Raw genomic sequence first — 21,213 nt, 5'->3', positions numbered from 1 at the left:
AATGATTAGGGTGATGTGAAACGAAATTTGGAGTTTTGTAAAGTTTCTTGTCAGGCTGTCAGCCCGTTTCGAATCTGTTAGAATAGCCTCATTATGGCTCGTCACCGAACCGGCTCCATCTCGAAACGCAACAGAAACGGAATCACGCCGTGATCGAACCTGCCCATTTTATACCCTAGAGGAGATTGTAAAATGACATCATCCAACCGCACGGCCCGTGTCGACATCATGTTTACCAGCGACCTTCACGGGGCCATTCGCCCCATTCAGTACAATACAAATGCCCCGCGCCAAGCCGGTCTCGCCCATCTCGCCACCTTGATCCGCCGGGAACGGGAGCGTTCGCCCGAAATGCTGCTGATCGATAACGGCGATCTGCTGCAGGGCTCTCCGCTTGCTTCCTATGCCGCCGCATTCAACGAAGCCGATTCGACGCATCCTTTCATCCATGTATTGAATGAGCTCGGCTACGATGCTGCGGTCATGGGTAACCATGAGTTCAATTATGGACAAGGCATGCTGCGCAAAGCGGTGGAAGATTCCCGCTTCCCTTGGCTGTCCGCCAATATCGCTTTTGCAAGGAGCCCGCAGCCGGACGACAATGCTGGACTTCCTTGGGAGGGGCATGAGACGGATCAACCGGATTACCTTACGTACGACGATGAACGCATCGTCATCCATGCTTATGGTGACTCTGATTCGTTAATACCGCCATCTGCTCCTGCAGGGGCAGCCATTCCGGCATTCGGCCCGCCTTATTGGATCAAAACGTTATCGACAGGCGTAAAGGTCGCCATTCTTGGCGCCACCACCCACTACATTCCCAACTGGGAGCATCCGAAAAACATCGAAGGTTTGCACTTCGTTGACGCTTTGGAAACGATCCGTGTCTGGGCGAACCATATTCGCCAAACGGAACAACCGGACGTGCTCGTGGTCAGTTACCATGGAGGCTTCGAATGCGATCTTGAAACAGGAGAGCCTGCCGAGCGGCTTACCGGGGAAAATCAGGCATACGCCATCTGCCGCGATATCGAAGGCATCGATGTATTGTTAACCGGACATCAGCATCGCGAGCTGACGGGCCAAGTGCACGGCGTCACCATCATCCAACCAGGATTCAACGGCCATGCCGTCGGCCAAGTATCGGTGCAGCTGGAGCAACAGGCCGAGGGGCGCTGGCAGATCACGGATAAAGCAGCTCGCCTGCTTCATTCCAGCGAAAGCGGCCTGGAGGCAGATGCCACCGTCCTGCGTTTGACGGAACAGCTTGAAAACCTGACTCAGGCTTGGCTGGACCAGCCGATCGGCGAAGTACATGGCGATCTGACCATCAAAGATGCCACGACCGTGAGACTGGCCGCCCATCCGTTCATCGATTTCGTACATCGGGTTCAAATGGATGCTACTGGCGCACAGGTGTCGAATACGGCGCTGCTGAGCGAGGAAGCGCGCGGCTTCGGTGCACGCATCACGGTCAGGGATGTTTTGTCCAATTTCATCTACCCGAATACCTTGACGGTGCTTGAGCTCAGCGGGCAGGACATCCGCGAAGCGTTGGAGCAAACCGCGCGTTACTTTGTGCTGGAAGCGGGTGGTCAGGTCGTCGTTAATCCGGCCTATATCGATCCCAAGCCGCAGCATTACAACTACGACATGTGGGCAGGGATCGAATATGAACTGGATATTTCCAAACCGATGGGCAGCCGCGTAGTCAAACTGGAACGCAACGGAACTCCTCTCGGCCCGGAAGATACATTCTCTGTTGTTATGAACAGCTACCGCGCTGCCGGCGGCGGCGATTACGCGATGTACCCCGGGAAAAAGGTGCTGCACGAAGGCGCGACGGACATGGCCGCTTTGGTCGAAGAATATGTTCGCAGACATCGGCCGTTAACGGTGCAACAGCCCGACAATTGGAAGGTGGTTGGCGGGAGCACAAACGGATCATGATTCATAATGAAAGAGCAGAACCCGAATTCGGGCTCTGCTCTTATTTTCACCTTATAAACGTAGATGTACGGAAGTTAACCTACCTTAACCTACCTTGATCCACGCTCCCCTTTCATCGGCTGAACGTATCTCCGCTTCGACGATTTCGAGCGAACCGACGGCGCTCTCCGGTGTACATGTTGCAACAGATGTGCCTTCCGCCACGGAACGGATAAAATACTGGAGCTGATGGTAATACCCCGATTCTGGTGAAAGCTCGGGAATGAACCCTGGTGCGTTATTCGGGTTGACCTTTAGCTCGCCGTTCTCGAATACCAGATTGCCTTGTTCAAAATTCACGCGATATGTCATCGAGAAACCGTAATCGCCTCCCAACGTCCAGTCCGCCTGAGCATTGAGGACTTTGCCGTCCGAGTATGCATAATGCGTGGAGACGGCATCGTAACCGCTTCCCGGAATGACGTTCCGGGCCAGCGTGGATACCCGATCCGGCTTGCCGAACAGCCAGTGCACGATATCCGTGTCATGAATGTGCATATCCAGAATGCAGCCGCCGCTTTTTTCCCCATCCAAAAACCAGTCCTGCGGCGCATCTGAACCTCTGAAAAAATAACCTCCGGTTACCGCGCCATAACGGCCGTCTTCAACCACAGATTTCAGGTAAGCATATGCCGGCCAAAAACGCAGGCATTGCCCGATCATCAACGTTCGCCCCGTCTTGCGGGCCGTCTCCGCCATTTTCCAGCCATCTGCCGAATGGCGCGCCACCGGTTTCTCGCAGAGCACATGAATGCCTTTGTTCAGAATTGAACGCGCAATCTCAGCATGCAAGGGTGTTGGCAACGTCAAATCAACGATATCCAGTTCCTCCTGCTCCAGCATGGTCGCGATGTCATCATACAGGCGATAGGCTGACAGGTCGTATACTTCCTGCTCCGTGGCCATGTTACCGGATGCTTTTCCGCTTTTCAGTTCCTCGATTCTCAAGTCGCAGATGGCGACCAACTCCACCGGCTCCCCTTCCGAAGCCAGGCGTACATAATTGTCGAAATGCATCCGTCCCATAAAACCAAAACCGACCAATCCCACTTTCAACATAAATTCTGCCTCCCGATCGAAAATGTAAGTTCGATAACACGTAGTTACCCGTATTTATATCTGAGAGCGGCCCAGAATGGCATCCATCGCTTGGGATGTGTTAAATACAATCTGATTGGAATGATTCGTATACGCCGGAATCATCTCCGCAGTCACGTAGTTATCGTAACCGATCGCGCGCAACGCTTCCATCACCGCCGGATAATTCACGTCACCCGCCAGAAGATCCACAAAGCCGTGCAATCCCCCTGCCTGACGGCGGTAATCCTTGAAATGCACCTTTTTGATCCGGTGACCCAAAATGCGAACCCAATGCTCCGGGTATCCGCCCTGCACCACATTACCCACATCGAAATAGGAGCCGACATAAGGGGAATCGAATCCATCGATGAAGCTCTTCAGCTCAAGCGGTGACACCAGAAATTTGTTCCATACATTCTCGATGCCGATCGACACCCCGGCACTCTCCGCATAAGGCAGCAAATGAGCTATCGCTTCCTGAGCCCGTTCGTAGGCAACTTCGTAATCGGTCACTTCGCTATCCGGAATAAAATCGACGCCGACGGCACCGGGAATGACGAGAATGGTATCCACGCCCAAAGCCGAGGCAAGCTCAAGCTGTTTTTTGCATACGTCAAGCGCTTTCGCACGAATTTCGGGCCGGGCGCTGGTCATCGGATAATCCCAATACAGTCCCGTGGCCAGTCCGGCAATTTCTAGTCCGGCTTCCTCAAGTCGTCCCTGAATATCCCGGACTTCGCGATCCGACGCGGACAAGCTCAGCTCGCCTTCTCCATTCAGCGAAAGCTCAATTCCATCGAATCCTGCCCGGCTGGCCGTCTGAATGCAATCCGCAATAGATGCATTTCCCGGAAACGACCAAATGTTTATTCCTTTTTTCATACCCCAATCCCCTCCTGTAATTGATGCAAATAACGGCGGCCTTACGATTGGATCGTCATACGAATCGAACAAAGCCGAATCGATCAGGCAAATGAAAATTGACGGCGCCGGTAGGCTGCCAGGCCTGATACTCCCTCGTTCCCCGTATATCCTCGTCAATGCGGTACATGTTAACTCTCCAACACGTCCCTTCCATTAAAGGTGACTCGAAATTGCAGGCAGGAATATGGATCGAATACACCAAATTGCCGCGATCATCCGACTCCACCGTCGTCTGAATTCCCTCCAGGCTCCAGTTCATATCCGCTCTTATCCCTGAAGCCACACCTTCATGACGAATGAACGCATCAAACACAACGTTGCGCGGACTGACCTCCAGTTCCATGTATTGCTTGCCGTCTCCCTGTTCATCAATGAACAGTTCAACCACATCCTGCTCGTAGAGCGGCTGATCACGTTCCGCGAAATCGGAAACGACATGATCATCCTCGCACACATACCGGATATGCAAATACTCGGGACTCCAGCCCATGCGCACTTCCGTAGACTGACGCGCAGGCTTGCCGGTCACCGTATCCACCAGTTCCAGCGGTTCGCACCGTTCCCAGTCCCTCACAACGGGAGGGCCGCTTTGGAACAAGGTATTCTCCAATCGTCTGCAGCAATAGACTGATCTGGATGCGACTACCGGGAAGCCCACCATGCCTCATCCCCTTTTTAAATAAATCCGTGACATTGTTTCTCTTCATCAAACATGTGATAATACTTGTATTATAGATGTTCCGCACTATTTTTTATTTAGGGAATCAAGAGATTTTTTGCACGATTCCGTTTGAATTCCAGCCTATTTTTTTATCACCAATTTATCCTGAAAGGAGAACCTTCCATGCCTCCCCAACCAAATGGTTATCCGCTGAAACGCATCGCGAATTACGGGGAGTGGTCTCCCAGCGTCCACTATGCCCAGTTCCAAAGCCTGCCCCCGGGCAAGCTGGCGAAACGGCGGCTGTACGATTTCGAGCTGCTGTATGTAAGCCAGGGCGAGGCAGCAACCTATATGTATGATCAACGTTATGCGCTGACAGCGGGACAACTCATCGTCTTGCCTTCAGGCATCCACCACCAGAACGAAGTCGTCTCCAGCCCCGAGGCACGCTTCATTGGCATTCACTTTGATTTCTTCAATGAATCGACCATCCAGACCGAAGCCGACATGGTCGTAAACGAAGAGAACGTGCAGGCCCACAAGTTCGCGGCGGAAGCCTGCGCCGAAGGGATGAAACCGTTATCTTCGACTCCCATTTATACTCCCTCTCCTTACGCAGTACAGCTTATGGAGCAACTTGTGCATGAATTCACGATGCGTCCCCCGGGTTATGAGCTGGCATGCAAAGCATTGATGCTGCAATTGTTGACCCAATTGCTCCGTTCATCCTGGGTTAGCGCGCCCCGCCACGCATCCGTTCATGACGACAAGCTGTTGGAGATCATGAAACAGATCGAGACGAGTCCCGGAGAAAAGTGGACCAATACCGGCATGGCCAAACAATTGAACCTGAGCGTGGATCATATGGCCAAATTGTTCCGACAAGTGGCCGGGATTCCCCCAAACGAATATATCCAGTCCATCCGTTTGCGCGAGGCGCGCAGGCTGCTGCGGGAAACCGACGACTCCATCGAAATGGTCGGCGCCCGAAGCGGCTATCCGGACATTCACTATTTCAGCCGCCTGTTCACCAAACACGAGGGCATCTCTCCCCGCGAATACCGGAAGCTGTCCAGAATGCTGTAAAAGAGGCCGATCTTAAGGCGCCTCATAAGAAAAAACGAGCTTCCTGCCCCCGGGCAAAAAGCTCGTTTCTGGATAATGCGTTTCAAACCAATGAACGATGCCAAGCTGGCGTATCCCGCACACCGCCTAAATCGTCGAAGAAGAATGATCGCGTTTACCGTTCGAAGACTGCCGAAATATGCAGCGATACGGAATGATCATTTTCACGGCTACTTCGTATTGATGCTCCAAATAGTCGAGCAGCTGTTTCACGGCGAACATGCCCATTTCCAGCTTGGGTACGTGGATCGTGGACAACGGAGGCGAGGTGAATTCGGAGATTTCGATGTTGTCCACGCCAAAAAAAGCAATGTCATCCGGAATCCGGAGACCCTGTTCCGTAGCCGCTCGCATGGCTGCAATAGCCATCATGTCGCTGGCAGCAAAAATGGCGGTTGGCTTGCCCGCATTGTTGGCAAAAGCCTTTTTGGTCAGTTCGTAACTGAGCGATACATCCCATTTCACATCGATGACCCAATCATCATCAATCGTCAAACCGGCTTCCTGCATGGCGCGCCGATAACCAAGGAAACGTTTTTCCGCGCGAAAATCATTTTTGTACTCCGCTCCCCCGATATACGCAATCTGCCGATGTCCCTGGTCGATCAGGTGTTTGACGGCTTCCCTGGCCGCCGCTTCCCGATCGTAACCAACGACCGGAATATCCGGATCGGTGATATCCACTCCGACCACCGAACGAACATTAGCCTTGATCCAGCGGTAGGCTTCAGGGTCGATCCGTTCTACGACGATCATGCCGTCAATCCGATGCTCCTTGACCAAAGCCTGCATTTGCAGCGTATCTCCATCCTTCTCAATGCTGTACACGAACTCCAGTCTCATGCCCAGATCTGTCAGCTGTTTCTCAATGCCTTCCATAATGACCGAAAAATACGGACTGTTATATTTATTTTGCGGCATCGCAACCACGCAACCGATCGCATACGCCGTTTTGGGCTCCAGCTTTTTTTTCTTGGCAGGTCGCTGCGAACGGTATCCGAGTTCCTCTGCCGCATCCCATATTTTTTTACGGGTTTCATCACTGACGGAACGGTTCGCGTCGTTCTTCATCACGCGTGAAACGGTAGAGATCGAAACGCCCACCCGGTCTGCAATATCCTTCAATCTAGCCATGTGAAGTCCCAACCCTTCATCTGTCATTCTATTTCAAGCCCCAACTCGATTGGGGCAATTTTGTCCATTTTAACACAAATTTGCGGCAAATTTAATCTTATATTTCAGTTTGAAAGAAGTCAACGTGACGTCATGCATGCCACCATGGCTCGCGTCCCCACAAGCAACGGAACCGTTTCTCGCAAATGAAGACGGCAGCCCGGGTCGGACCCGGGACTGCCGCTTATTCCAGTATTTTTGCCTACATCGATACATTTGAATCCAATCCCATATTTACTCCTGAACGAATAGTTTCATCACGATCTGATTATTGCATCTTGGACGCCAGATCCTGAAGCGCCGCATCCAAGTCGCCTTCCCCTGCAAGGGGGAGCTTCAGCGACTGTTCGCCATATGTCCATACCAGATCGGTTTTCTTCGTGGTGAACGGCGAAACGATGCCGTACTGCTGTGCATCCAGGAATATCTTATTGTCTTCTCCGACGGTGGCGATATACGCATCCGCTGCCGCTTTATTCGCCGGAATGGAGTATCCTTGCTTCGCCAGTTCGGTCTGTCCGTCCGGGCCGGCAAGCCATGCGAGCAATTTATAGGCGGCTTCTTCATGCGCGGTGTTCGCGCTGATCGCAATGCCTGCCGGCTGAACCACGGTCTGATTCGTTTTGAATTTCGGCAAATACGAAATGCCGTAGTTCACTCCGGCCTCCTGATAGTTGGTGGTGTTCCAGCTTCCGCCCGGATTCATCGCCACCTTTGCCGTGGTGATCGCCAGGTTGACCTGGCCTCCCAACCCTTCAATCTGAGCAGGGGTGGTGTTGATTTTTTTGTTTTTGGTCAGATCGATGAAATAATTCAGCACTTCCTTCGCTTCCGGTGTATCCAGGGCAAGGGAACCGTCGTCATTCACCAGCTTCGCGCCGTTGGACCACAGCTCAGGCTCCAGAAACCAGTCCATCGTCGACCCTGGCGAAACGGACATGCCCCACTGTACAATGTTGTTGGCATCGAACCCTGATTCGGCCGCAGTTTTCCCGTTTTTGTCCAGCGTCATTTTGGTGGCTATATCAGCAATTTCATCCCACGTCGGTTCAAGTGACGGTACCGCTGCTTGCTGAGGATTCGTCGCAGGGTCCTCAAACATGTCTTTGTTGTAATACCATACGATGACATTGGCATCGATCGGCAAAGATACTTGCTTGCCCTGATATTGGTGAAGCCCCAGCAGGCTTTTGTCCACATTGTTCAGATCAAACCCGTTCTCGGCGAGCAGCGTGTCCAATTCTTTGAAAATGCCCAGCTCGGCGTATTTCTCCACGTAGGCGTAACTGGTTTTGAACACGTCGGGGAGCGTGCCCCCGGCTGCATTCGCCGTCAACCCATCCCAATAGCTGCCCCAATCCTTGCCCTCCAGCTTGACCTTCACATCCGGATTCGCCTTCATGAATTGATCCAGAAGTTCCTGCGTCCGGTGCAGCTCTTCTGCCGTTCCCCACTGGGAGTACGTTATCGTTACAGGTTCGCCCGGAGTGCCGCCGCCTTCGGCAGAACTCCCGGATTCGGAAGATCCCCCGCTTCCACATCCACTGATGACCATCATCGCCGCCAGCACAAGTGCCCACACATTGAACAGCCGTTTGCCCTTTGTTCTCATATACAACTCCCCTTTACGTCTAATCGAAAAGTCATGGCGATGCAAAAACCGGAAAGCCGACAGCCCGTTTACCCCTTGGTGCCCGTCAGCACCACCCCCTCGACGATATAACGCTGCGCAAACAGATACAGCAGGCCAATCGGCAGTATGCTGATGAATGCTCCCGCGGCAAGCGCGGGCAGATCTTGGCTGGTCTGGCCGATCAGCAGTTGCAGTCCGACGCTCAGCGTGAACATTTCCGCATTTTTGATATAAAGGAACGGCCCCAGAAAATCGAGCCAGGAATTCACGAAGGCAAAAATAATGGTTGTCATGATAATCGGTTTGGATAGCGGCATGATCACTCTGGCGTATACCGTCCAGCGATTGCCGCCGTCGAGATAAGTCGCCTCGTCCAGCTCTTGGGGAATGGTCATGAAAAATTGCCGGAACAGGAAAATGTAATAGGCTCCGCCAAGCCAGGATGGAACGATGAGCGGCAACCAGGTGTCGATCCAATGCAGCTTGGTAAAAAGGACGTATGAGGGGATCATCATGATGGACGGGGGAATCATTAACGTGACCAGCACGATGGGAAAAAGAATATTCCGGTATCTGGTAGCAAACCGCGAGAATCCGTAAGCGACAAGAGAACTGGACACCACAGCTCCCGCCGCAACGAAAAACGAGATGAACAACGAATTTTGTATCCAGTGCCACATCATCGGCTGTACGGCGAACAACCGTTCAAAAGCTTCAAGACTGAATTTCTCCGGCAAGACCGTAGGAGGTACCTTGTACGTCTCAGCCTTGGTTTTCAGCATGGTCGACAGCATCCACACCAATGGTCCTGCAAACAGCATTAAAGCTGCGATCAGCAATGTATATTGGGACGCTTTTGCCACGATTTTGCGGCTGCTCATATTGCTCTCCTCCTAACGTTCTCCCTCGTAGTAGACGAAGCGGTTCGAAATTTTCATCAGGATCAGCGTCGCCAGCGAGATCAGCGCGAACAGGAAAATCGACTGCGACATCGCCATGCTGAACTTCAGGTCGGTGAAGGCTGATTTGTAGATATTGTAAACAAACGTATAAGCAGCGTAGTTCGGTCCTCCCTTGGAAAGCAGCAGCGCTTCCGTGAACATCTGAAAGTTGTACATCGTCTGAATGATGATAACAAACAGGATGGAGGGGCTGATCATCGGCAAGGTAATGTGAAAAAAACGCCGAACGCCTCTGGCGCCGTCTATGGCCGCAGCTTCATACAAATGTTTGGGCACGTTTTTCAGCGCCGCCAGGAAAATGAGTACGCCGCTGCCGGAGATCCAGACCTGCAGCATGATGATGACGGGCTTGATCGTATGTTCGCCGCCGATCCAATCCACTTTGCCCATGCCAAGCGCCCCGAGCACGCCGTTCAGAATGCCGAATTCGGAATTGAATACGAGCCGCCAGATGATGACCGTGGCTACGATGGGAACTAAAGTGGGCAAATAAAAGAAGGTGCGGAACAGCGCGATGCCTCTGACATTGAAATTGAGCAGCATCGCCAGGCCAAGCATGCCCGCCGTCACGATGGGAACGCCGAATCCGACAAAATAGAGGGTGTTCAGCAAGCTTTTAAAAAAAACGGGGTCATCCATCATGTGCATAAAATTGTCAAAGCCAACAAAATTGTATTGAGTGGCTCCGGGAAGCCTCGCGTCCGTAAACGCGTAAAAAACCGAGGTTCCGAAAGGAATCATGAAAAAGGTGATGAACCCAATGATCCAGGGCAGGATGAAAAGGAAAAACAGCAGCGTGTCATATTTTCTCAGTCCATTCATGATGACACCCCTCAGCCGGAAATTTCTTCTAAGTATACATACCGTTCTTCAATGATCGATTTCTCTGCCGCGAGGGCAATCAACAGAGCGTCGCGTCCGACCTGCGCACTGGCAAACGGCTGCTTTCCTTCCCGTACGCATTTCAAAAAATCTATGCGCTGGGTCTGCCCTCCCGTATGCCCGCCCATGATGGAATCGGAAGCCACGTCAATGTCGAGATGGTCTTTGGTCCAGTCCTGCCCTCCTACGATATCAATCGTTTTGTCGTTCCGGGCTACCATCTGGCCGCCGTTCTCTCCGATGAGGCCGATCTCAAGTCCTTCACCCATCAGATTTCGCGGTTTCAAGTACATGCACAGGCCCAGATTGGCCTTACTGCCGTTATCGTAATCAATGGTGATAAAGGCATGGTCGACGATCGAGGTATCCGAAATCTCTTTGGGCTCGTAGTGGCTGTAAGAATTCCGAATCAAGTTAGGCTCCCCCTGCTTCATAACGTGTTGTCCCCCGGAGGCAAAAACCCGTACCGGCTTTGCCTGGATCATCCAATTGAAAATATCGAAATGGTGGCAGTCCTTCTCGACGATCGCACCGCCGGATTTGGATTTGTCGTAGAACCAGTCCGCAGGCGGGAAAGGGTCGCGAAACTCCTTGCACCACATCAATTTCACGTCGCCGAGCCGTCCGCCCTCCAGTTCTCTCGCCATCCGGCGGTACAGATTGGAATATCGGTACACCAGCCCGATCTGCAGCGTGCGCCCTGCCGTCTCGGCAGCCTGAATGATGGCATCGCAATCCTCGATCGTATGGGCTACCGGCTTTTCCAGAAATACATGCTTGCCTGCCTCCAGGAAAGCTACTGCAACTTCCCGGTGCAAATAGTTGGGAACACTGATGACGACGGCATCCAGATCTTCTTTTTGCAGCAATTCCCGATAATCCTTCACCACGACCGGACGGCTGTGTTTGAGCTCGGCCAGCGTTCGCTCCACATTCGCTTCGTTCATGTCGCAAACATAACGGACTTCGCTCTCCTCAAGCCGATCAAAACCGATGCAATGATGCGACCCCATATCCCCAACGCCGATAAAACCCATTTTTATCTTATCCATGCTCACACTCTCCGTTACTCATAAATTTGCGGCAAAAGCCTTAAAGCGATAATGATGTCAACAAAGCTAACAAGGGATTGAATATGTATCGATAGTAAAATAGTTCAGAATGATTGTCAATCGTTTTTGGCTAAATTTTAAATTATCTTTGCGGCAATAAAATTCAATCATTTTATTAATAACACAGGAATATATTTGTTTATTCATAGCGTGTTAAGCGTTTACATTTTATTTATTGTATTATATAATTTAAGGGAAATCCAATATTTTTGCGGCAAAATTAAATCAATGTTTCTTTTGATATATACATCACTTTTCCGAAAACAACCTTACATTTTCAGGGAAAATACATGAATAGTTTGAGAAATTTTGGATTGAATCTCTTCCAGTCTTCCCCTATAATGCAATGTAGACGTGGATCCCGTCGTTCGCAACGATCATTTTATGTTTTTGCCGCAAACATTTATTTCACTTTTTCATGCCTCATCCCCTATGATTGCCATTACCATGACATGAAACGTCACTATTCCTCCGCTTTTTTTGACTGAAGCAAACTACTTTTCCCACCTTATGAACGACATCAAGACGAGAAAGCGTAAGCGAATAACCTACATTCCGTATTAGGAGGTTTACCATGAACACATTGTTCAACCGAAGCAAACGGACCATCGGATTGGTTTTTGCTCTCATTCTCATGTTCACCCTGTTCTTGCCTGGTGCTGCTCCAAAAGCTACTGCCGCCACGATCACCATTGATGGCAACGTCAGCGACTGGAGCGGAATTGCTGCGCTCGCAAGCCAATCAGGCACGGCTCAGACGCTTAAAGCAACCCATGACGGGACAAATTTGTACCTGCTCGTTCAGGGCTCAGGTTTGAGTACGACTATGGGAAACTTCTGGATTAATGCCGATAACGATGCCTCGACAGGATACCAAGCGTCCGGCTGGGCGGCCACCGGAGTCGAATGGCTGCTTGAAAATCAGGGACTATACCGTTATGGCGGCAGCGGCACCGATTGGGTTTGGAATTCGGCCGCAACATTGACGAATTCCCAATTTTATCGCAGTTCCTCCGTCATCGAGGTTGCCATTCCTTTGGCCACCCTGCAGGTCGGAGCAGGCAGCACGGTTCGGGTCGGTTACATTGATAACGGTTCAGATACGGCCAGACTGCCGGCAGCAGGCCAAGCGCTGCCAGGCTATTCGCTGACCTCCGGTTCCGAAGGCGGTTCCGGCAATGAAACGGTCGCGTACCCTCTGGAGCTCGATAGTCCGCTTAACAATCCATTCAAAGGCTGGGCCCCTTCCGCCAAATCCACCGACTATGCACAGCCGCACAGACTGGTGTATGCCGGGGTTACCTGGAAGGAGCTGGAGCCCGTAAAAGGAACGTATGACTTCAGCGCAATCGAAGCAACGAATCATTTTGCCTACTGGAAAAACAAGGGCGTCAAAGTGGTGCTGCGCTTCATTCTGGACAGCCCGACCGGTCAGGCTCACCGCGATATTCCAGACTGGCTTTACAACGATATGGTCGCGCGCGGGGAATCGCCCGGAACACCTTACAGCGACGAAACCGGAGGTATGGGCACAGGAAACAATACGGGCTTTTCGCCGAATTACAGCTCTTCTTATCTCCAGGAACGGCATAAATTGGCTATCGAGGCCATTGCGGCACACTATAATACCAATGATCGCCCGGTTGCGTTCATCCAGATCGGTTCTCTTGGTCACTGGGGCGAGTTCCATACCTGGCCTTATGTAGGCCCCAATGGCGAAACCAATTACACCGGGGTTTTCCCTCCCAATGCCGTTTCGAACGTTTACGTGCAGCATTACATTGACGCTTTTGCCGGCAAGGAGGACAAGATGCAGGTCTTGATCCGCCGCAGCATCGCTTTGGCGAAAACCAACAACAAGGGCATGATCATGGGCATGTTCAACGACGTGTTTGGACACAAGGACAGTTTTGATGCGGATTGGGGTTGGTACACCGGCACTCAGAACGGGTACTGGGATGATATCGGCCAGCAGCAGCCCGCACACGCCAACTTCTGGGAGACGCGCATCTCGGGCGGCGAATTCTACGGGGGCGCTTCCGGCATGCTTGCCGCATTGACCAGCGGCAGCGGATATACGGAAACTTTGCGCCAAACCGAGCTGAGCAAACCAAGCTGGCTAGGACCCAACTCGCCGGCGTCCCTTCCGCTCAATCATGCGCTTCAAGCCAATATCGATGCCTTGAAGAAACGCATGGGTTACCACTTCGTGGTGAAGGAAATCTCCCATCCTTCCACCATTACCGGGAACACGTTTACGCCAACGATTCAGATCGAAAATAAAGGCGTGCAGCATTTCCCGTTTGCATGGGCGGTGGAAATTCAGCTGCGGAGCGGAAATACGGTCGTTGCCAAAAAGACAACGTCAGCGAACTTGACCACTTGGAAAACGGGCAGCTACACGCTGACCGACTCCATCCCCGTATCGGGCCTGGCCTCAGGCACCTATGACATCGCCATCGCGATCATTGATCCGGCAACGAATAAACCCGGGGTGGATTTTGCGAATACGAACAGGCTCGCGGACGGCGCATACAAACTCAGCAGTGTAACCAAGTAAACGGATAGACAAAAAAGAGCAGGATCAGAGGACATTATGCCTCAGAACCCTGCTCTTTTTCGCATTCTCCTTATTGCAACGCCTTTTTCCGCAACTGGCTGTAGTACAACTCACTATAGAACCCGCCTTGTGCAAGCAGCTGCTCATGCGATCCTTGTTCCAGCAGCCGTCCGTCCTTCAGCACCAGAATCCGGTCCGCCTGCCGGATCGTATTCAGCCTGTGGGCAATGACAAAGCTGGTCCGTCCCTGCATCAGACGCTGCAATCCCTCCTGGATTTTGATCTCCGTCACGGTATCGATACTGCTCGTCGCTTCATCCAGCACAAGCATGGACGGATCGGCCAGAATCGCACGCGCAATGGCAAGCAGCTGCTTCTGGCCCTGGCTGATGCCGCTGCCTCCGTCCTGCAGCACTTTATCGTAGCCGTCCTTCATGCGCACGATAAAGGAGTGGGCATTGGCCAGACGGGAAGCCGCCTCGACTTCCTCATCGGTGGCATCCAGACGGCCAAACCGGATGTTCTCGCGAATCGTGCCCTGGAACAGGAACGAGTCCTGCAGCACAAACGCCATATGCGAGCGCAGGTTTTCGCGCCGAATGGTCGTAATGTCGCGGCCATCGACGGTAAGCAGGCCACCTGTCGGGTCATAGAAGCGGGACAGCAGCTGGATCAACGTCGTTTTGCCTGCGCCGGTCGGTCCGACAAGCGCGATCATTTCGCCGGGTTTTGCCTCAAAACTGATGTCGTGCAGAATGTTGCGCCCCTCGTCATATCCAAAGGAAACGTGCTCGAAGCGGACCGCGCCCTGCACTTGCTCCAATGCAACCGCCGCGCCTTCATCCTTCGCTTCCTCGTCTTCGTCCAATACCTCAAACACGCGCTCTGCGCCAGCAATCGCCGACAGCAGCGTGTTCCACTGGTTGGCGAGATCGTTCAGCGGACGCGTAAACTGGCGGGCATATTCCACGAAGATGATAATGACGCCGACCGTCACCGAACCCTGGATAGCCAAAATACCGCCGATCCCGGCCACGATGGCAAAGCTCAGATTGTTCAAACCGTTCATCAGTTTGGGAATGAAGCCAGATATCGTCTGTGCCCAGAACGCCGAGATGCGGATTCGCATATTGCGTTCCTCGAAGCCGCGAATAACCCGTTCCTCCTGGGAAAATGCTTTAATGATCCGTTGCCCCGATAACGTTTCTTCAATATATCCGTTCAATTCACCCAAATTGCGCTGGCGCTCCTTGAACAGCGGCCCGGTTCTGCGTGTAATCCAGCGCATGCCGAGGGCCATCAGCGGCACCACGGTAAACGTCAACAGAGTGAGCAGCGGACTCAGCCAGATCATCACCCCGAAAGTTCCGAGCAGCGTGAGCACGCTGGAGAAAATTTGGATGGCCGAGCTGTTCAGCGTACCGCTCACATTTTCGATATCGTTCGTCACCCGGCTCATAATCTCGCCTTGCTGGCGCTTGCCGAAGAACGGGATCGGCAGCTTGTGCAAGTGGGAGAACAAGTCGTAACGCATGCGGTACACGGTTTCCTGGGCGACCTCGATCATCCAGATGTTTTGCAGCCAGGACGTCAGCGAGAAGAGCAGATAGACTGCTGCCAATGCCAGCAGGAACAACGTCCAGCCGCCTTCCCCCGCGTCACCGGAGATATAACGGTCCACGGCCATGCCGACCATGTACGGGCCAAGCAAAGCAAGGGCCGAACTGGCCAATACCATGAGAAGCACCATGCCCAGCTTCACTTTACGCCGCGCCAGATAAGCCCAGACCCGGCTTAACGTGCCCGACCAGTTCTTCGCCCTCGCTTTGGGCTTGCCGCCTCCGCCTTCCCGGAAAACGTTCGGATCAACCGGGGGCGGCGGCTGGCGGAAAGGTTCAATGAATGCTTTGAACATGCGGCGTACCCTCCCCGTATTGTGATTGATGGATGCGGCGGTATAACTCGGACGATTCCATCAGGTCCTCGTGTTTGCCTTGTCCGATCAGCCTGCCCTCATCGAGCAGCAGGATCAAGTCGGCCGAAGTGGTGGAGCTGATTTTCTGCGTAATGATGAAGGTGGTGCACGAGAGCTCCTCCAGCGCATCCAGCAGCTTGGCCTCCGTGGCCACATCCAGCGCGCTGGTGCTGTCGTCCAAAATAAGAATGCTCGGACGGCGAATCAACGCGCGGGCGATGGACAAGCGCTGTTTCTGCCCGCCGGACAAATTGACTCCGCGCTGGCCCAGCATTGTATCGTAACCATCCGGCAGCTTCTCGATCGTTTCATGGATCTGGGCACGACGGGCCGCTTCCTGGATCTCCTCCAGCGTAGCGTCTTCCCGTCCCCAGGCAATATTATCCTTCACGGAACCCGTAAAAAGAATAACCTCCTGCGGAACGTATCCGATCGCTCCCCGCAAGGCCGTCACGTCATACTCGTCGGCATTCGTGCCGTCGATGCGAACGATGCCCCGATCCTGGGCATACAACCTTGGGATAAGCTGCACCAGCGTTGACTTGCCGGAACCCGTGGCCCCCATAATCGCGATCCGTTCGCCTTGCTTGGCCGTAAAACTGATGTCCGACAGAACCGTGATGTCGCTGTTCGGATAATGGAACTGCACGTCGCGAAATTCGACTGCGCCCCGAACGACAGCTCTCTTCCCGGTACCCACAGCATTGGAAATTGCATGCGGCGTCGCTCCTGGCTGCCCCGACATAGCCTGATCGATGCCGTCCTCCGGCGTGTCCAGCACCTCATGAATCCGCTGCGCGGACGCACTGGCCCTGGAGAACGTGACGAGAATCCACGATAATGCCGACAGCGCGCCGATAGTTCGCAGCAAATAGTTGATGACGGCAACCACTTCGCCCACGCTGGCATGGCCCACGGCGATGTCCCGGCGGCCAAACCAGAGGACGGCGATGATGCACAGGTTCATGACCAGCAGCATGAACGGCATCGTTGTCTCCGTCAGGCGCAGTGCGGAGATCGTGCCTTTCATCAGCTTGCCGCTGAATCCGGCAAAGCGCTCGATCTCATGGCCCATTCGCACGAATACCCGAATCAGCCGAATGCCTGTCAGATTTTCCTGGATGACGCCGTTAACGGCATCCAGCCTGCGCTGCACGTTGCGGAACAGCAGCGCTGCCTTTTTGATCATATACACCACGCAGAGCAGCAGCACCGGAACCATGACGACCAGCAGCAGCCCCAGCTTCGCATTGACCACCACGGCCATAATAACGCTTCCAATCACGACCAGCGGAACCCTCGTCATGAAGCGCAAGCTCATGAATATTGTGTCCTGTACCTGGGTGATATCCCCGGTTAGACGGGTGATCAGCGATGAGGTCGCAAAACGGTTGAATACCGAATACGTGAACGACTGCACTTTGCCGTATAGTCTCTCCCGCAAGTCGTAACCAAACCCGAGGCTCGCATGTGATGCAAAAAACGAACTCGCAATGCCCGCGGCGAAGGCCACGACGGCACTGCCTACCAATACGCCGCCCCACAGCCAAACGACCGACAGATCTCCCTGCTGGATCCCGTGGTCAATGATTTTGGAGATCAGATAAGGCTGGGCCAATTCGACGGTCAGCTCAATCAGCATCATCACCAAGGCTGCAATCGCGGCGACTCGGTACTTTTTCAGATAAACCAACAGCTTGATCATTATGCATACCTCCAGCCCGGAGGGCTTGTTCCTTTGCCCAAGCACACGTCAAATTTACAATAGCCGCTCCGTTCGTTCCCTTTCTTGTAATCTATGTAAAATTTCACGTACCCAATACGGCTATTATAGCGCATTTTACGATAACGAACCGCCAATATCTTCTTCCCCTATCATGATTACCCTGAAATGGACGCCAAGAACGCCTCCTTGCAAAAAGAAAAACCCGGGCAATCATGCCGCCCAGGCCTCATTATTCATGTATGCCTACCATCTTCTGCGGTCATGGTCCCCGTAACCCGGATCATAACCGTTCATGCGCTCAAACTTCTCGCCAGTCTCTTTATAAATGCGAATCAAGGCTTGTACCTTGGCAAAGTCAGCATCCTCCGGTCCAATGCCTTCCATGAACATGCGCTGAATGATTTGCTGGAAAAAATCCACTCGTGACCGAATCTGCTCCAGTTCAAGCTGCAGCACTTCATCAAAAGTATGATTCTCTATGTATCGCATAAGTTCGTCATCCTCGTCATAACGGTCTCCCAACCTGCGATCGGATAACCGGTCTTCATAAGCATCCGGTTGATCCAGGTTAATCGTGGTCCGCAATTGGGACAACATGATTTTTTCCTTGGCCAGCATGACATGAAAATCCTTGTTCTTCAGCAATTCAGAAACGATCAGCCGGCACATGTCGCGGTTTTCGATCAGAATGCCGTCGAACGGATGCAGCGTCCAGCCTTCTTGCGTCCAAAACAAATTAAAGTTGAACATCTCGCTGCCGTACCTGTACTGAATGTTAATTTTGGTCTCGTCAATAATCTCGAATGAAAACTCCAGCATCTTAAGCAGACTCCTTCATGAACTCCCAAAGTTTACCTATATTCTATCAAACCATGCTTAAAAAATATAGTTCATTAGCGTTCATTCAACTCTGCAATAGACTCTGCCTTTTCACTGCTGGCTACCACGATCAGAACTAGCAGAATACCGGCAATAATGATAGATAACATCGCATGATCCCTCCCGCAAAAGTGGCGATCTTTCTTCCTTACCAGAATGTATGCGAAGAAATTCGATGTATGCCATTATTTCCGCTGCCTGTCCAACATATACAAAAAAGATGCCTCACGGTGAGACATCTCTTCAAACTTGATTTTAGTTATTTGGTTATTATATAAACCGCACTAAACTATCACACAGGGCACTGCGAGTCCAGTACCATCTTCCGATCGCTGTTATCCCCAGATTTTTTCAAATTCCCTTTTTCTAAGGGGAAATCCGGTGATAAGCCTATGCTTCCGATGCAGCTTTCTTTCAGAAAGCTTTTAAGCGACCGCTTCGCTTCTCCAGATTGGTTCTGCCTCTCCGTTAACGTGTGTATCTTTTTTGCGGTTTATATAGGCGGTGAATTAGTCCAAAAAAGACTGGATGGCACTGCGTTCCGGCTGTCCCGCGCTCCGAATGGCTTGTTGGCTGGAACCTTCCAGAGCCAATCTCTCACTCATTTTAGCGTTAAGCGCCGTCATTTTCGCCGTATAATCGTTGCAGCTCTCGATAATTCTGCGATTGGACTGCTCGGAAAGATCCAGTGCAGACATCAGATCGCCGATGGCCTGGTTCACCGACTCGATGGACATGGCCGGCTTGGACAACAGATCGTTGGTCCGTTCCGTCGTCGTACGCAGCAGCCTTGCATTTTCCTTGAATTGATCCTCGATCGTTTTGTTGGTCGCCTCTACGGCATTAATGACCTTCTCCTGATCATTGAGCGCCATTGCAATCATCGCGGATACGGTGATCAGGTTGGCTGTTTTGTCGATCGCGTTATTGACCGAATCAATGAGCTTGTCGTTGTTGTCATTGATGATGTCCGTAGCGGCAATAGCCTGGTTGTACAGCATGATCATTTCCGTCATGGACTGTATGCGGGTAACCACTTTACGCAATCCACGTTCGAGATGTGGCCTGCGCGTTTCGTTCTCCGGTTTGGCAATCTCGGCCTCGAACAATGCCTTCAACTGGTTGCCGAAGGCAATCTTCGTCTGAATATTGTAAATCTCCTGCATGGAGGAGCGCTTCAGCTGCCGCATGTTTACGATATTTTCCTCAAGGTTATCCTTCCCGTCCCGGAGGCCGTTGATGATGCTGTCGATATTTTTGCGCACCGATTGGTATCGGTAGACGTAATTTTTGAGCGGACTCTTACGCAGCAGCCTTCCTACAAAACTTACGTTTTTGCTCTGCTGCAAGCTCTCGCATTCATCGCGCAGTTTCAGGATCATGTTGGACACTTCAGCTCGGTTGCCTGACATCAGATCGTTCACGGGCCGATCCAGAAGCTTGAGCGTCTGCCCTGCCTTTTCCTGCGTCTTGACGCCAAGCTTGCCGATATCATCCATAAGCGTGTCCAGTTGGAGTGCATCGCTCTGCGCCACCTTTTGGATCAGCTGAGCTGCCTCCTGTTGTATGCGCTGCTCGTCTTCCTGTTTTAATTGAAGCAATTCCGTAGCCATGTCGTTCCCTCCTATAGCTCCGATCCGTTGTATCGCTGATGAATCAGCTCTGCCTTGTTCTGCAGCTCCATCAGATCTTTATGCTCGATGGTTGATACAATTTCGGATATTTTTGAATCCACATCCTTCAAACCGCCCAGCAATGTTCGCCGGTTCGTACGTTTCGCATCGCCGCTCAGGCGCAAGAACGGATTGATTAATCCGTTCAGGTCTTTTAGAATCAATCGCCGCACCATATGGTTAATATCCCCGTTATTCAACTCGTTCAGAGCAGGAATGACACGCTGCAAACGCGCGAATAATGCCAAGGACTTCTCAACGATTTCGTTATCCAGTTCATTCTTTTGCCCTTCGGAAATAACCATGTCTTCCAGAACCTCAAGGTACTCGATGACGGGACCAAACACAGGATCAAGCTTACTGATTTCGGCAGCTCCCTGGTCTTGAGCTGGGGGCTCCTGCCCGAATCTGACCGAAGCTGCTGTTTGCTGACCATCACCCGCTTGTCCCTGAGGGCTTCTCTGACGCTCCCCATTGTCCGTGCTTCCACCTGGCTGCCAATCCTGCAAGTTCTTTTGGTTGGCACGATTTCCACGACGATCATCATTCAGGCGAGCTGCATCTTGGGAAGCACTCCGTGACCGGGATGCAGCAGACGGTAACATTCCGGCAGCCAATGTGGTCACTGCGGGAATGGCCCAGGACACAAATTCGGGAACAAAAGGACTGCTGACCGCAGCGACGACATATCCGATTAGCGCTCCCCATCCGATTTTTGTTTTCCGTAACATGATTAGTCCTCCTGACTATAACAGCACCTGCAACGCCAACCGCGACGCACCCTCTCAGTAGACAGACCGCCTTTAGCCGTAGATTTTTCTTGCAATATCAGGATGTCTATTCTTCGACGTGT

General features: G+C 52.3%; 16 protein-coding genes. 3 read left to right on the top strand and 13 right to left on the bottom strand.

The window, feature by feature from the left end; all coding sequences use genetic code 11:
• Positions 1 to 192 precede the first annotated feature (192 nt).
• On the top strand, positions 193 to 1,953 hold the full coding sequence (locus tag SNR34_RS05155) for a bifunctional metallophosphatase/5'-nucleotidase (protein ID WP_486181327.1): 1,761 nt from the start codon (positions 193 to 195) through the stop codon (positions 1,951 to 1,953).
• Between the two features lie 84 nt (positions 1,954 to 2,037).
• On the opposite strand, the gene SNR34_RS05150 is transcribed toward SNR34_RS05155, so the two are convergent.
• Genes SNR34_RS05150 through SNR34_RS05140 form a run of 3 tightly spaced genes read right to left on the bottom strand, consistent with a single transcriptional unit; the run spans position 2,038 to position 4,657 of the window.
• The gene (locus tag SNR34_RS05150; protein WP_486181326.1) at positions 2,038 to 3,051 is read right to left on the bottom strand and encodes a Gfo/Idh/MocA family protein; all 1,014 of its coding nucleotides are present in this window, start codon (positions 3,049 to 3,051) and stop codon (positions 2,038 to 2,040) included.
• A 54-nt stretch (positions 3,052 to 3,105) separates the two neighbouring features.
• Positions 3,106 to 3,954 (bottom strand): sugar phosphate isomerase/epimerase family protein, encoded by an 849-nt coding sequence (locus SNR34_RS05145; protein WP_486181325.1) that lies wholly within the window; start codon positions 3,952 to 3,954, stop codon positions 3,106 to 3,108.
• A 55-nt stretch (positions 3,955 to 4,009) separates the two neighbouring features.
• On the bottom strand, positions 4,010 to 4,657 hold the full coding sequence (locus SNR34_RS05140) for a carbohydrate-binding family 9-like protein (RefSeq protein ID WP_486181324.1): 648 nt from the start codon (positions 4,655 to 4,657) through the stop codon (positions 4,010 to 4,012).
• 183 nt (positions 4,658 to 4,840) lie between these two features.
• On the opposite strand from SNR34_RS05140, the gene SNR34_RS05135 reads away from it, so the two are divergent.
• A complete protein-coding gene (locus SNR34_RS05135; protein WP_343261473.1) occupies positions 4,841 to 5,746 on the top strand; it encodes a helix-turn-helix transcriptional regulator in 906 nt (301 codons plus the stop codon).
• A gap of 126 nt (positions 5,747 to 5,872) precedes the next feature.
• Here the strand turns inward: SNR34_RS05135 and SNR34_RS05130 are convergent, their stop codons facing one another.
• The 5 genes from SNR34_RS05130 to SNR34_RS05110 form a co-directional block, all read right to left on the bottom strand.
• A complete protein-coding gene (locus SNR34_RS05130; RefSeq protein WP_236420252.1) occupies positions 5,873 to 6,919 on the bottom strand; it encodes a LacI family DNA-binding transcriptional regulator in 1,047 nt (348 codons plus the stop codon).
• A 307-nt stretch (positions 6,920 to 7,226) separates the two neighbouring features.
• Complete coding sequence (locus SNR34_RS05125; protein WP_486181323.1) at positions 7,227 to 8,570, bottom strand: ABC transporter substrate-binding protein; 1,344 nt, start codon at positions 8,568 to 8,570, stop codon at positions 7,227 to 7,229.
• A 68-nt stretch (positions 8,571 to 8,638) separates the two neighbouring features.
• Positions 8,639 to 9,472: a carbohydrate ABC transporter permease gene (locus SNR34_RS05120; RefSeq protein WP_236420254.1), complete on the bottom strand. Its 834-nt coding sequence runs from the start codon at positions 9,470 to 9,472 to the stop codon at positions 8,639 to 8,641.
• Positions 9,473 to 9,484: 12 nt separating this feature from the next.
• Positions 9,485 to 10,375: a carbohydrate ABC transporter permease gene (locus SNR34_RS05115; RefSeq protein ID WP_339276311.1), complete on the bottom strand. Its 891-nt coding sequence runs from the start codon at positions 10,373 to 10,375 to the stop codon at positions 9,485 to 9,487.
• 11 nt (positions 10,376 to 10,386) lie between these two features.
• A complete protein-coding gene (locus tag SNR34_RS05110; protein ID WP_486181322.1) occupies positions 10,387 to 11,487 on the bottom strand; it encodes a Gfo/Idh/MocA family protein in 1,101 nt (366 codons plus the stop codon).
• A 634-nt stretch (positions 11,488 to 12,121) separates the two neighbouring features.
• On the opposite strand from SNR34_RS05110, the gene SNR34_RS05105 reads away from it, so the two are divergent.
• The gene (locus SNR34_RS05105) at positions 12,122 to 14,107 is read left to right on the top strand and encodes a DUF4832 domain-containing protein (RefSeq protein WP_486181321.1); all 1,986 of its coding nucleotides are present in this window, start codon (positions 12,122 to 12,124) and stop codon (positions 14,105 to 14,107) included.
• Between the two features lie 70 nt (positions 14,108 to 14,177).
• On the opposite strand, the gene SNR34_RS05100 is transcribed toward SNR34_RS05105, so the two are convergent.
• The 5 genes from SNR34_RS05100 to SNR34_RS05080 all read right to left on the bottom strand — a co-directional run bounded on the left by SNR34_RS05100 (position 14,178) and on the right by SNR34_RS05080 (position 21,091).
• Positions 14,178 to 16,022, bottom strand: coding sequence for an ABC transporter ATP-binding protein (locus tag SNR34_RS05100; protein ID WP_486181320.1), 1,845 nt, complete (start codon positions 16,020 to 16,022; stop codon positions 14,178 to 14,180).
• Positions 16,003 to 17,787 carry an ABC transporter ATP-binding protein gene (locus SNR34_RS05095; RefSeq protein WP_486181319.1) on the bottom strand — a complete coding sequence of 595 codons (1,785 nt, stop codon included), beginning with the start codon at positions 17,785 to 17,787 and terminating at the stop codon, positions 16,003 to 16,005. Before SNR34_RS05095 ends, SNR34_RS05100 begins: the two co-directional genes overlap by 20 nt.
• A gap of 264 nt (positions 17,788 to 18,051) precedes the next feature.
• Positions 18,052 to 18,627, bottom strand: coding sequence for a hypothetical protein (locus SNR34_RS05090; protein WP_486181318.1), 576 nt, complete (start codon positions 18,625 to 18,627; stop codon positions 18,052 to 18,054).
• Between the two features lie 569 nt (positions 18,628 to 19,196).
• Positions 19,197 to 20,300 (bottom strand): toxic anion resistance protein, encoded by a 1,104-nt coding sequence (locus tag SNR34_RS05085; protein WP_486181317.1) that lies wholly within the window; start codon positions 20,298 to 20,300, stop codon positions 19,197 to 19,199.
• Between the two features lie 11 nt (positions 20,301 to 20,311).
• Entirely contained in the window at positions 20,312 to 21,091 is a 780-nt protein-coding gene (locus tag SNR34_RS05080) for a hypothetical protein (RefSeq protein ID WP_486181316.1), read from the bottom strand.
• Between the last annotated feature and the right edge of the window lie 122 nt (positions 21,092 to 21,213).

The sequence above is a fragment of the Paenibacillus sp. XP01 genome, from assembly GCF_057364885.1.
This window is presented reverse-complemented; position numbering and strand designations above follow the sequence as displayed.

What these genes read in the sequence shown, in the direction of transcription:
- SNR34_RS05135 (WP_343261473.1), top strand. Translation starts at nt 4,841, where the DNA reads ATGCCTCCCCAACCAAATGGTTATCCGCTGAAACGCATCGCGAATTAC.
- SNR34_RS05125 (WP_486181323.1), bottom strand. Translation starts at nt 8,570, where the DNA reads ATGAGAACAAAGGGCAAACGGCTGTTCAATGTGTGGGCACTTGTGCTG.
- SNR34_RS05140 (WP_486181324.1), bottom strand. Translation starts at nt 4,657, where the DNA reads ATGGTGGGCTTCCCGGTAGTCGCATCCAGATCAGTCTATTGCTGCAGA.
- SNR34_RS05130 (WP_236420252.1), bottom strand. Translation starts at nt 6,919, where the DNA reads ATGGCTAGATTGAAGGATATTGCAGACCGGGTGGGCGTTTCGATCTCT.
- SNR34_RS05145 (WP_486181325.1), bottom strand. Translation starts at nt 3,954, where the DNA reads ATGAAAAAAGGAATAAACATTTGGTCGTTTCCGGGAAATGCATCTATT.
- SNR34_RS05090 (WP_486181318.1), bottom strand. Translation starts at nt 18,627, where the DNA reads ATGCTGGAGTTTTCATTCGAGATTATTGACGAGACCAAAATTAACATT.
- SNR34_RS05080 (WP_486181316.1), bottom strand. Translation starts at nt 21,091, where the DNA reads ATGTTACGGAAAACAAAAATCGGATGGGGAGCGCTAATCGGATATGTC.
- SNR34_RS05105 (WP_486181321.1), top strand. Translation starts at nt 12,122, where the DNA reads ATGAACACATTGTTCAACCGAAGCAAACGGACCATCGGATTGGTTTTT.
- SNR34_RS05095 (WP_486181319.1), bottom strand. Translation starts at nt 17,787, where the DNA reads ATGATCAAGCTGTTGGTTTATCTGAAAAAGTACCGAGTCGCCGCGATT.
- SNR34_RS05100 (WP_486181320.1), bottom strand. Translation starts at nt 16,022, where the DNA reads ATGTTCAAAGCATTCATTGAACCTTTCCGCCAGCCGCCGCCCCCGGTT.
- SNR34_RS05120 (WP_236420254.1), bottom strand. Translation starts at nt 9,472, where the DNA reads ATGAGCAGCCGCAAAATCGTGGCAAAAGCGTCCCAATATACATTGCTG.
- SNR34_RS05150 (WP_486181326.1), bottom strand. Translation starts at nt 3,051, where the DNA reads ATGTTGAAAGTGGGATTGGTCGGTTTTGGTTTTATGGGACGGATGCAT.
- SNR34_RS05110 (WP_486181322.1), bottom strand. Translation starts at nt 11,487, where the DNA reads ATGGATAAGATAAAAATGGGTTTTATCGGCGTTGGGGATATGGGGTCG.
- SNR34_RS05085 (WP_486181317.1), bottom strand. Translation starts at nt 20,300, where the DNA reads ATGGCTACGGAATTGCTTCAATTAAAACAGGAAGACGAGCAGCGCATA.
- SNR34_RS05115 (WP_339276311.1), bottom strand. Translation starts at nt 10,375, where the DNA reads ATGAATGGACTGAGAAAATATGACACGCTGCTGTTTTTCCTTTTCATC.
- SNR34_RS05155 (WP_486181327.1), top strand. Translation starts at nt 193, where the DNA reads ATGACATCATCCAACCGCACGGCCCGTGTCGACATCATGTTTACCAGC.